The sequence below is a fragment of the Embleya hyalina genome, assembly GCF_003967355.1.
GTDB lineage: Bacteria > Actinomycetota > Actinomycetes > Streptomycetales > Streptomycetaceae > Embleya > Embleya hyalina.
The window spans coordinates 544,984-557,265 of sequence record NZ_BIFH01000016.1 but is presented as its reverse complement, the minus strand read 5'-3'; the positions used below and the strand labels follow the sequence as shown (position 1 = coordinate 557,265).

The 12,282-nt window shown below is 73.1% G+C and carries 6 protein-coding genes; 5 read left to right on the top strand and 1 reads right to left on the bottom strand.

Annotation, left to right across the window (positions count from 1 at the left end):
• Positions 1 to 540 precede the first annotated feature (540 nt).
• From EMA17_RS13090 to EMA17_RS13080, 3 genes are all read left to right on the top strand, one after another.
• A complete protein-coding gene (locus EMA17_RS13090; RefSeq protein WP_126637098.1) occupies positions 541 to 3,210 on the top strand; it encodes a SpoIIE family protein phosphatase in 2,670 nt (889 codons plus the stop codon).
• A 44-nt stretch (positions 3,211 to 3,254) separates the two neighbouring features.
• Positions 3,255 to 5,411: a SpoIIE family protein phosphatase gene (locus EMA17_RS13085; RefSeq protein WP_126637097.1), complete on the top strand. Its 2,157-nt coding sequence runs from the start codon at positions 3,255 to 3,257 to the stop codon at positions 5,409 to 5,411.
• Positions 5,412 to 5,488: 77 nt separating this feature from the next.
• Positions 5,489 to 6,292, top strand: a complete 804-nt coding sequence (locus EMA17_RS13080; RefSeq protein ID WP_126637096.1) for an IclR family transcriptional regulator — start codon at positions 5,489 to 5,491, stop codon at positions 6,290 to 6,292.
• Positions 6,293 to 6,345: 53 nt separating this feature from the next.
• On the opposite strand, the gene EMA17_RS13075 is transcribed toward EMA17_RS13080, so the two are convergent.
• Positions 6,346 to 7,287, bottom strand: coding sequence for a winged helix-turn-helix transcriptional regulator (locus EMA17_RS13075; RefSeq protein ID WP_126637095.1), 942 nt, complete (start codon positions 7,285 to 7,287; stop codon positions 6,346 to 6,348).
• Between the two features lie 100 nt (positions 7,288 to 7,387).
• Here EMA17_RS13075 and EMA17_RS13070 point away from each other — a divergent pair, with 100 nt between their 5' ends.
• Both EMA17_RS13070 and fusA read left to right on the top strand, forming a co-directional pair.
• A complete protein-coding gene (locus EMA17_RS13070; RefSeq protein ID WP_246126627.1) occupies positions 7,388 to 8,776 on the top strand; it encodes an MFS transporter in 1,389 nt (462 codons plus the stop codon).
• Between the two features lie 799 nt (positions 8,777 to 9,575).
• Positions 9,576 to 11,702, top strand: a complete 2,127-nt coding sequence (fusA, locus tag EMA17_RS13065; protein WP_126637094.1) for an elongation factor G — start codon at positions 9,576 to 9,578, stop codon at positions 11,700 to 11,702.
• Positions 11,703 to 12,282: the final 580 nt, after the last annotated feature.

Here is a 12,282-nt window from a genome sequence, read left to right as displayed (position 1 = left end):
GCCGGCCCGAAGCGGGCGACCACCGAGCGGAAGCCGGACGGAGGGCGGACCCGGGACCGGAAGTGGTCGGGGCGAGCGCCGGACGCAGGCGGGGACCGAGCCGGGCCGCGCAAAAGCCCGGGTGGGGACCGAGTGGAGACCGGGCCGACAGCCGGGCGGCGGCGGGATGGGGCCGGCCCGGAGCGGGCGGCCACCGAGCGGGAGCCGGACGGAGGGCGGAGCCGGAGCCGGAAGCGGTCGGGGCGAGCGCCGGACGCAGGCGGGGACCGAGTCGGGCCGGGCAGGAGGCGGGCGCAGGGGCCGGGTGGAGGCGGGCGCAGGAGCCGGGTGGGAGCGGGCAGGGTCGGGTGGGGGTGCGGGGCGGGGTTGGGGGTGGCGGCGGCGCGGGGGTGTGTCTGGTTTGATGTGTATTCGCCCGTTTGACATCGATCCCGGGCAGGCGTACTCCGAGACTATGCGCGCGCAACCAGCGGAGCGTCCGTCGGACCGCACGGGACGAGGTCGGATGCCGGCGGGATTCGCAGGACGAGGGAGTCGCCGATGAGCGGAAGCGGCCCCGGGGCCGATACCGGTCCCCTTCCCCTGCCCGTGATCCGGAGCGGCGCCGATCGTGACGACCACGTCGAAGGGATCCTGGCCGACTGTTCCAACTGCCTGGACGCGGCGGTGCGGGCCACCGGAGCCTACGCCGGGGTGGTCTACCTGCGCTCCCCCGACCGCCGCTCGCTGGTTCTCGCCAAGGTCGCGGGCCTGGCCGTCTCCCTGCTCGGCCCGTGGAGCCGGGTCCCGGTCACCGGCGCGCTGCCCGCGCCGGAGGCGTACCGCACCGGCCGCACCGTCTTCCTGGCCGACGACGGCGACACCATGCGGCGCTTCCCGCAGTTGGCGCTCGGCATGCCGTACGCCTACGCGTCCGCCTCGGCCCCGGTCCGCGGCGCCGGCAGCGGCAGCGGCGGCGGGAACGGCGGCGAGACGTTCGGCGTGGTCACGCTGATGTGGCCCGCCTCCCCCGGACGCGGACTGCCGGCCGCCCGAAGGCGCGGACTGCGCGCGGCGGCCAAGCGGCTCGGCAACGCCCTGGGCGCGCGCAGCGGACCCGGCACGGACATCGCCTACGACGGTCCGCCGACGGTGACCATGCTGCCCACCGACACCTTCCCGCTGATCCGGGTGGGCCTGTTCGACTGGAACGTGACCACCGGCGACTTCGACGCCGACGAGGAACTGTGCGAGTTGTTCGGCGTCGCCCCGGCCGACTTCGACCGCCGCGCGGCCACGCTGGCCGCCCGGGTGGTCTCCGGCGGCGGGCGCGAGTTCCGCGAGGCCGCGCACCGGGCGGTGGAGACCGGTCGGGTACTGGCCTGGCGCCTCCAGGTGGCCGGCCCCGACGGCACGTGCCGGCCGCTGGAGGTGTGGGGGCGCATCCCCGAGGACGAGACCGGCGGCCGGGCCCGGCACCTGGTCGGCGCCGTCCTGGACCTCGGCGCCGGGGCCGCCGCCGCGGAGGCGGTGGAGCGGCTGCGCGACGGCGTCTTCTCGCTCGACGGCGAGGGCCGGGTCACCTACGCCAGCCGCAACCTGGCCGACCTGCTCGGGGTGCGCCTGGAGGACGTACTCGGCCGCACCCCCTGGGACGCGCTGCCGTGGCTCGCCGATCCCGCGTACGAGGACCGCTACCGGGCCGCGATGCTCTCCCAACAACCCGGCTCGTTCCTGGCCCGTACCCCGCGCGACCGCTGGCTGGCGTTCTCGCTCTACCCCGACTCGTACGGCCTGACCGGCAAGGTGGTCCCGGTCGCCCCGCCGCCCGGCGCGAGCGACGCGGCGCACGTCGCCGAGGCCGCCCCGCCGCCCGCCGCGCCGGAGACCGAGGCCGCCCCGCCCCGGCTCGGCGCGATCTACCACGTGCTCCAGATGGCCGGCGCGCTCACCGAGGCGGTGTCCGTCGGCGAGGTGTGCGAGGTGGTCGCCGATCAGATCCTGCCCGCGTTCGGCGGCCGGGAGCTGGCCATCTACGTGGTCCGCGACGAACGTTTCTTCCTGGCCCTGGAGAGCGGCTATCCCGAGGGGTTCCTGGACCGCTTCGAGGGCGTCCCGCTGGACGCGGCGCTGCCCGGCGTGGAGGCGCTGACCCGGGGCGTACCGATCTTCATCGAGTCGGCGGAGGAGCTGACCGCGGCGTATCCCGGGATCCCGCTGGACGAGATGTCCGCGTGGGCCTTCCTGCCGCTGATCGCCTCCGACCGGGCGGTGGGCAGCTGCATCCTCGGCTTCGACCGGCGGCACGCGTTCACCCCCGAGGAGCGCTCGGTGCTCACCGCGCTGAGCGGCCTGATCGCCCAGGCCCTGGAGCGGGCCCGGCTCTACGACGCGGAATTCGCCCTCGCCCGGGGCCTGCAACACGCGCTGCTCCCGCACCGGCTGCCGACGCTGCCGAACCTGGAGGTGGTGGCCCGCTACCTGCCCGGCACCCAGGGCATGGAGATCGGCGGCGACTGGTACGACGTGATCGACACCGGACGCGCGGTCGACCTGGTGATCGGCGACGTCGAGGGGCACAGCGTGGCCGCGGCCGGCACGATGGGCCAACTGCGAAGCGCGGTACGGGCGTTCGCCACCGGGGGGCAGCGGCCCGACGAGGTGGTGAGCTGTACCAATCGGCTGCTCGCGGATCTGGATCCCGGCCTGTTCGCCAGCTGCTGCTACATCGAACTGGACCCGGAGAGCGGGCGGGCCGAGGCGGTCCGGGCGGGGCATCCGCCGCCGCTGCTGCGCGGTGCGGACGGCCGCACGCGGGTGGTCGAACTGCCCGGCGGCCCGCTGCTCGGGGTGGACCGGGCCGCCGAATATCCGGTGACCCGAATGGCTCTGGAACCCGGCTCGGTCCTGGCGCTGTACACCGACGGCCTCGTCGAGGAGGTGGGCGTGGACCTGGACCGGGGCATCGACCGCATGCGCGCGTCCCTCTCGCACGCCGCCGACAGCACCCTCTCCGATGTGGCCGACCGCATGTTGCGCGACGCGGGCCGGCTGACCGAGCGGGCCGACGACGTGGCCGTACTGCTGACCCGCCGGCTGCGGCCGATCCCGGGCATGGGGTCCGTCCCGAACGCGGGATCCGCCGCGAACGCGGGGCCCGCCGCGGATTCGGGCCCCGTCCCGGACGCGGGATCCGCCGCGGATACGGGGCCCGCCGCCGATCTGCGCTGAGCGGCAAACGCGCGACCATGGAATGAGGAGGACAGGAGGGCTTGATGGGCACACCGCACACCGCCGGCGCCGACGACGCCGGCGACGCCTCGCCCGCCGTGCCCTGGGGCGCGGACCGGGCGCTCCTCGACCATCTGCTCAACCGGGCCCCCATCGGCATGGCGGTGGTCGATCGCGACCTGCGCTGCGTGTGGATCAACGACCAGCTCGAGGAGCGGGGCGGCATCCCGCGCGACAAACGCCTGGGCCGGCGGCTCAGCGAGGTGCTGCCCGGGCTGCCGGCGGAGCACATCGAGGCGCGGATGCACGAGGTCCTGACGACGGGGGTGCCGCTGATCGACCACGAGTACCAGGGCCGCACCGCAAGCGACCCGGACCACGTACACGCCTACTCGACCTCCTTCTTCCGCCTGGAGGACGGCGAAGGGCGCCCGGCCGGGGTCTGCTACCTGGTCATCGACGTCACCGACCGGTGGCGGGCCCGGCAACGGCTGGCGCTGCTGAGCGACATCGGCGCCCGGATCGGCACCACCCTGGACGTGGCGCGCACCGCCCAGGAGCTGGCCGACGTCGCGGTCCCCGACCTGGCCGACTTCGTCGCGGTGGACCTGCTCGAACCGGTGCTCGCCGGCGTCGAGCCCGAGCCCGGCCCGGTGCGCCGGGCCAACCCCGACCTGATCCGGGTCGGCCAGCGCTCGGTGCGCGAGGGTCGGCACGGCGGCCCGGACGACGACCTCGTCGAGTCGATCGCCCGGATCGGCGAACGCGCCCCCGTGGCCCGCAACTCCCCCGGCGCCCGCTGCCTGGTCGACGGCAAGGCCGTACTCGAACCGCTCCTGGATCCGCACCTGCTGCCGTGGCTCGCCGAGGACCGGGTCTCCTCCGACCGCACCCGCCGGGTGGGCCTGCACTCGATGATGGTCGTGCCGATCCGGGCCCGCGGCACGATCCTCGGCGTGACGCACTTCTTCCGGCGCGACACCCCCGACCCGTTCGAGAGCGACGACCTGATCCTGGCCGAGGAGTTCGTCTCCCGGGCCGCGGTGTGCATCGACAACGCGCGGCGCTTCACCCACGAGCACGCCGCCGCGCTGGCCCTGCAACGCAGCCTGCTCCCGCACGGGCTGCCCCGGCAGACCGCGGTCGAGGTGGCCAGCCGCTATCTGCCCGCCTACGACCGGGCCGGGGTCGGCGGCGACTGGTTCGACGTGATCCCGCTGTCCGGCGCGCGGGTCGCGCTCGTGGTCGGCGACGTGGCCGGGCACGGCATGCACGCGGCGGCGACCATGGGCCGGCTGCGCGCGTCCGTTCACACCCTGGCCGACCTGGACATGTCCCCCGACGAACTGCTCGCCCACCTGGACGACCTGGTCATCCGGTTCGTCGACGAGGAGGGCGCCGGCGAGGGCGGCGTGGACACCACGGCGCTGGGCGCGAGCTGCCTGTACGCGGTCTACGACCCGGTGAGCCGGCTGTGCACGATGGCCCGCGCCGGGCATCCGCCCCCCGCGCTGGTCCACCCCGACGGCACGGTGGAGTTCCCGGACCTGCCCGCCGGGCCGCCGCTCGGACTGGGCGGGCTGCCGTTCGAGGCGGCCGAGCTGGAACTGCCCGAGGGCAGCCTGCTCGTGCTCTACACCGACGGCCTGGTCGAGGGGCGCGATCGCGACGTCGAGTCCGGAATGGCCCGACTGCGCGCCTCGCTGGCCGACCCCGACCGGTCGCTGGACGAGTTGTGCCGGTCGGTGCTGGGCATCCTGCCGGAGAACCCGCCGCAGGACGACGTGGCGCTGCTGATCGCGCGTACCCGCAAACTGGACTCCTCGAAGGTGGTGTCCTGGGACCTCCCGGCCGACCCCGCCTTCGTCGCCGAGGCGCGCACCCTGGCGGGCCGGCAGCTCGCCGAATGGGGGCTGGACGAGATCGCCTTCACCACCGAACTGGTGGTCAGCGAACTGGTCACCAACGCCATCCGCTACGCCTCCGGACCGATCCGGCTGCGGTTGATCCGCGACGCCACGCTGATCTGCGAGGTGTCCGACGCGACCAGCACCACACCCCGGTTGCGGCATGCGCGGACCACCGACGAGGGCGGGCGCGGGTTGTTCCTGGTCGCCCAGTTCACCCAGCGCTGGGGCACCCGCTACACCACCGACGGCAAGACGATCTGGGCGGAACTGCTGCTGTCCGGACCGGAGTGAGCGCACGCCGCGTGGCCGGATTCGGGTGGGGTCGGCCGTCCCCGACACGTGTCGGCGGCCCCTGATAGCGTTCCCGGATGCCAGGAACCACCCCCCGGGACGCCGACCACGGGTCGGGCAATCGTGGGCGCAACTCCACGGCCGACCGTGCCCTCGACATCCTGCTGCTGTTCCGCGACGACCGGCTCGCGCTGACCGCGTCGCAGGTCGCGGGGCATCTGGGGGTGGCCCGGTCCACCGCGTACCGCTATCTGCAGAGCCTGACCGCCAACGGGTTCCTGGAGGAGAACGACGGCGGTGTCGGCTTTCGGCTCGGGCCGCGGGTGCTCGACCTGGCGCGGCTGGCGCGCAAGGGGGTCGGGTTGTCCGAACTGGCCCGCCCGGTGATGCGCGAACTGGCGCTCGCGGTCGGCCAGCCGGTGCTGCTCACCCGGCGCACCGGCGATTCGGTGGTGTGTCTGGAGCGCGAGGAAGCGTTGCACACGTTGCGCCTGTCCTACGAGCGCGGCCAGGTGTTCCCGGTCAACGCCGGCGCCGCCGCGCTGACCCTGCTGGCGTGGGCGCCCGACGCCGACATCGAACGGGTACTGGCCCGCCCGTTGCCGCGCTTCACCGACGCGACCATCACCCACCCGGACGAACTGCGGGTACGCCTCGCTGGGATCCGGGCCCGGGGCTACACGGTGGCCCGCGGCGAGTTCGACCCGGACCTGCTCGGCATCGGCGCCCCCGTACACCGCGAGGACGGCGCGATCGTCGCGGCGGTCAGCATCGCCGCGCTGTCCCACCGCATCCCGGACGAGCAGGTGCCGCACTACGTGACGGCGGTCCGCGCCTCGGCCGCCGAACTGTCCGCCCGGGTGAGCCGGATGGGGTTGTAGCCGGGGCGTGCCGAGGGCCCGACGGCGGCGGCTCGCACGGCGGCGGTCGCGGGTCAACCCCGGGGTGGAGCCGGTGTCTCCCGCCCGACGGCGGAGGTGGGGCGGGTGCGGGCGTCGATCAGGGCCAGCGCGTCGGCGACCGAGCCGGCCGGGTCGGGGAGCGGATACAGGACGCCGCGCACGGTGCGGGTGTCGTCGAGGAGCAGGGTGAGCCGCTTGAGGCGGTCGACGCCCGCGGCCCGGAAGGTGGGCAGGCGTAGCGCGGCGGCCAGTTCGAGGTCGGCGTCGGACAGGAGCGGGAACGGGATGTTCGCGTGGGCGGCGAACGCGGCCAGTTGGTCCGGGCGTTGGGTGCTGACGCCGAGCACGGTGGCGCCGCGGGCGGTGAATTCGGTGCGGCGGTCGCGGTAGGTGGCCGATTCCAGGGTGCAGCCGGGGGCGCCGGGGATCTCGTCCCAGCCGGGGGGATGCCCCTGGACGCCGGGGGCGTAGGCGCCGGGAAAGCAGTACAGGACCGTCCACGGGGTGTCGGCGATCGGGTCGACGCGCTCTGTGGTGGCGGAGGCGGTCTCGGCGGCGGGGCGCAGGGTGAGCGCGGGCAGTCTGGTGCCGACCAGTGCGTGCGCCTGACGGGCCTCGGCCGAGTCGGCCTCGCCGGTGGCGGTCAGCGTCCCGTCGCCGAGCACGAACCGCGTACCCCAGTTCTGCAGGGCGACCAGGACCGGGAGCAGGCCGCGCCCGGCGTCGGTGAGGTGGTACTCGTAGCGCGGCGGATGCGGGTGGTAGAGCCGCTTCTCCAACACACCGTGTTCGACCAGGGCCTTGAGCCGCTGGGCCAGCACCTTGCGGCTGATCCCGACCTGTTCGTGGAGTGCGCCGAACTGGTGTACGCCCGCCGCCACATCGCGCACGAGCAGCAGGGTCCACCAGTCGCCGACGACGCCGAGCGCCTGGGTGATGGCGCAGTCGGCGTCCGCCAGATCGGTATATCGCATGTCACCTCGTCTTGCCCGCGTCGATGCGCTCACTATAGTGAGTTTCCATTGGTTACTCACTTGGCCACTCACTTGATGGCCGCGGGACACGGGGGCGTGGATGTCGGGCGAAGTGGATGCGACGGGTTCGGTGGGAGCGCGGGGCGCGCTGGGGGCAACGGCGGGCGGGGCGGCGGGCTCGGCGGTTGCCGCGGGGGTGGATGCGGACGCGGTGGCGGGTGCGGGGACCGGCGCGGCCGCGGGCGGGGTGGAGGACGGTTCGGGTCGCGAGGGCCCTTCGGTCGGTGGTGGTAGTGCCTTCTGGCGCTACTGGGCCGCGCTGACCATCAGTCACGCCGGGGACGCGGTCACCGCCGTCGCCCTGCCGCTGATCGCGCTTCGCGGCCTGCACGCCACGAGTCTCCAGGTCAGTCTGATCACCGCCGCGCAGTACACCGCCTGGATCCTGATCGGGCTGCCCGCCGGGGTGATCGTGCAGCGCCTGCCGCTGCGCGGGACCCAGGTCGCGATGGACGTGGTGCGTGCGATCGCGATCGCCTCCGTCCCGATCGCCTGGGTGCTGGATGTACTGGGCCTGTGGCAGTTGGTGGTGGTCGCGTTCGTGGTCGGCCTGGCGAGCGTGGTGTTCGACGTGGGCAACTCGACGCTGCTGCCGTCGATCGTGAGCAGGGAGGAGTTGACGTCGCGCAACAGCCTCACCTCCGGCTCGGCCGCCGCCACCCAGCTCGGCGGCCCGTCGCTGGCCGGTGTACTGGTGCAACTGTGCGGCGCGGCAAGCGGTTTGCTGGTGGACGCGATCAGCTACCTGCTCTCCGCGGTCCTGCTGCGCACGCTGCCCCGCCCGGCTCGGCAGACACCCTCGGACGGCGGTCCCTCGTTGCGGGCGCGGATGGCCGAGGGCCTGCGCTACGTGCGCCGGCATCCCGCGATCCGACCGTGCGTCGCGGCGGTGACGGCCGTGAACTTCGTCTGCGGCGCGCTGATGGCGCTCGTCCCGGCCCTGCTCGTGCGCACGTTGCACGCGCCCACCGCGCTGGTGGGCGTACTGATCGCGACCGAGGGCTTCGGGAGCCTGATCGGCGCCGCGCTGACCACGCGCCTGGTCGCCCGCTTCGGCAGCGCCCGGACGCTGATCGGGGCCGCGCTGCTGACGCCCGTCGCGGTCGGCTGCGTACCGTTCGCCGGCCACGGGCTCGGGCTGCTCGTCTTCGCCGCGGCCAACGCCGCGTTCGGCGCCGCCGTCGTGGTGATGAGCATCGTCACCCGCACCCACCGGCAGACCGTGACTCCGCCGGAGTTGCTGCCTCGGGTGATGGCCACCGTCCGCTTCGTGTCCTGGGGCGCGATCCCGTTCGGTGCGCTCACCGCGGGGCTGGCCGCCACCTGGCTGGGCAATCGCGGCGCGTTGGGCACGATGTTCGGTGTCGCGCTGCTGACTCCGGTGGTGTTGGGCACGAGTCCGATCCGGCGGATGCGCGACCTGGTCTGAACCGGGCGCCGGAAATCCGGTCGACCGCGAGCGAGTTCGTGATCTACGGTGGGCGCATGGATGTCACGTTCAAGCGAATCGGTGCGCGACGCCACGCGTTCGGCACCCGACCGCGGGGCGCCCATCCGACGTCGAACCGGGAGCCGTGGAAGGGCCGTTGGCCCGATCGCTCCGGGTCGCCTCGCGGCTGAGCCGCACCTGCGCCGTAGCGCGCCGTCGTGTTGACGCACTGACGCGTTGTCACGTTGTCGCGTCATCGTACGGCTGCACTATCGCGCTGTTGGGCTGTTGCGCCGTTGCGTCGCCACGTCGTTTCGACGTCGTGTCGTGACCGGAAGCGGCCCCGGCCGTAGGTAGGTGGGTCGGCGACCGTCGACCCACCCGCCGACGCGCGCGGCCGTATCGCCGCCGTCCCCGAGCCGACCCGAAGGCCGCCGCCGGGCGCCGAGTCCGATCCGTTCGACTCCGCCCGTCGCACGCCGATCCCCCACCGATCCGCCCATGCCGCGCCCTCGCGCCGCAGCGGTTCGGCGTACCGTCATGCCGCCCTCCTTCGGCGTGCCCGGTCCCGTCGAAACGCCGCGCGGTGCGCCCATGGGTCGATGGGGTGTGCCCGGTCGCAACCCGACCGGTCCCGGCGGCCGTTCGCCATCCATCCCCGGTGTGCCCACCGGTGCTCTCCGCCGTCCCCGTGCGTGGTGTGCGAACACCCGCGCGGAGTCGACGGATCGCCGTGTGCTGCCCGGATTCGGCACCACCCGTCCCACCCCTTCGTATCGAGAGAGGGCTTCAGGCCGTCATGACCAGAACCGCACGCCACCTCGACCTCGCCACCGTCCGCAACATCGGGATCATGGCCCACATCGACGCGGGCAAGACCACCACCACCGAGCGGATCCTGTTCTACACGGGCGTCTCGTACAAGATCGGCGAGGTGCACGACGGCGCGGCGACCACCGACTGGATGCCCCAGGAGCGCGATCGCGGCATCACCATCACCTCCGCCGCGATCTCCTGCGACTGGACGCTCGACGGCGTCGCACACCGGATCAACCTCATCGACACGCCGGGACACGTCGACTTCACCGTCGAGGTCGAACGTTGCCTGCGAGTCCTCGACGGCGCGGTCACCGTGTTCGACGGCGTCGCGGGCGTCGAGCCGCAGTCCGAGACGGTATGGCGCCAGGCCGACCGCTACCGCGTACCCCGAATCTGCTTCGTCAACAAACTCGACCGCACCGGCGCCGAGTTCCATCGCTGCGTCGAGATGATCGGCGAACGACTGGGCGCGGTGGCCATGGTCGTACAGGTGCCGATCGGCGCCGAGGCGGACTTTCGCGGGGTGGTCGACCTGGTTCGGATGCGCGCACTGGTCTGGTCCGCGGACACCGGACTCGGCGAGGCGTACGACGACGTCGACATCCCGGCCGCGTACCTGGCGGACGCCCGCCGATGGCGCGATCGGCTCCTGGAGACGGTCGCCGAGCACGACGACGCGATGATGGAGGCGTACCTGGCGGGCACCGAACCCACCGAGGCGCAACTGCACGCCGCGATCCGGCGGATCACCATCGCCTCCGGTCGCGACGACGGTCCCACCGTCACGCCGGTGTTGTGTGGAACCGCCTTCCGTAACAAGGGAGTTCAGCCGCTGCTCGACGCCGTGGCGCGCTATCTGCCGTCGCCCCTGGACGTGGGCGCGATCCAGGGGCACGCGGTCGGCGCGCCGGAGACGGCCGTCGTGCGCACGCCGTCGCCGGAACAGCCGTTCGCGGCACTGGCGTTCAAGATCGCGAGTGATCCGCATCTGGGCAGGCTGACGTTCCTGCGGCTGTACTCCGGCCGCCTGAGCGCCGGCGACCAGGTACAGAACTCGATCAAGGGCCGCACCGAACGTGTGGGCAAGATCTACCGCATGCACGCGGACAAACGAGAGGAGATCGCCGCGGTGGGCGCGGGCGACATCGTCGCGGTGATGGGGCTGCGCCGGACCACCACCGGCGAGACCCTGTGCGATCCGGCGCACCCGGTGGTGCTGGAGTCGATGGACTTCCCGGTCCCGGTGATCGAGGTGGCCATCGAACCCGCGTCCCGGATCGACCAGGAGCGGCTGGGCGTCGCGATCCAACGACTGGCCGAGGAGGACCCGTCCTTCCGGGTCAAGACCGACCGGGAGAGCGGGCAGACCATCGTCTCCGGCATGGGCGAGCTGCACCTGGAGGTGCTGGTCGACCGCATGCGGCTGGAGTTCGACGTGGCCGCCTCGGTGGGTCGACCGCGGGTCGCCTACCGCGAAACGGTGAGCGCGCCGGTGCCCGGGCACGACTACACGTACCGCAAACAAAACGGCGGCAAGGGCCAGTTCGCCAAGGTCCGCATCGCCATCGAACCACTGGAGGGAGACGGCTACGAGTTCGTCGACAAGGTCGTGGGCGGCCGCGTTCCGAAGGAGTTCATCCCCTCGGTGGACGCGGGCTGCCGGGCGGCAATGGAACTCGGAGTACTCGCCGGCTACCCGCTCACCGGCCTGCGGGTGACCCTGCTCGACGGCGCGTTCCACGAGATCGACTCATCGGAGACGGCCTTCCGAATCGCCGGCTCACTGGCCTTCAAGGAAGCCGCGCGACTGGCCCGCCCGACCCTGCTCGAACCGGTGATGGCGGTGGAGGTGACCACACCCGAGGACCACTTGGGCGACGTGATCGGCAACCTCAACGCCAGACGCGGCCAGGTCGAGGCCCTGACCGACCGCTCCGGCGCAAAGGTGATCACCGCACTGGTCCCCCTCGCCGAAATGTTCGGCTACGTGGGCGACCTACGCAGCCGAACCTCCGGCCGAGCAAGCTACACAATGGAATTCCACTCCTACACAAGGGTCCCACCCCACCTGACCCCCGAAATCCCCACGGGAGCAAACGCGGCATAGCTCCCGGACCACATCCACCCGAGAACAAGGAAGGAGGCTGACCCCGCCCCGCCCCGCCCGCTGCCCGCCGCCCGGGTGGCGGGCGGGGCGGGGCTGCCGGGGTGCGGGATTCCAGACCCTTCCCGAATGGGCCGGGTGCTTCCGGCGGCCACCGCGCCTCGGCTTGCGCCGGCCGATGCGGGCCGACCCGGCTCGTGAGGCGAACCGCCCCCGGCGCGCATGGCTCCGAAACGGGGGCTCCCGCCGAAACAGGCACTTCGCGGCCCCGAGTCGAGCCCGCCGGAGGAGCTTCCCGAGAAGGCCATGTGCTTTCGGCAGGCGCTGCACTTGTGCCTGCGGATGGCTGGTCCGGGCACGTCAGAGTCGGCGATGGACCGCCGCCGGCGTACGGGACTCCGAGACTTGAGGCTTTCGGCGAAGCGGGTGTGTTGCTCACCGAAAAGCAGCCTGCAGCGGCGGACAGAGAGGGCGGTCGGGTCGAGTTCGCCGAGCATGCGTTCCCGAATGGGCCGGGTCTACTTCGGCGGGCGTCGCGCCTCGGGTCGCGGGTGGCCGGTGCGGGGCCGGCCAGGGTCGGTGG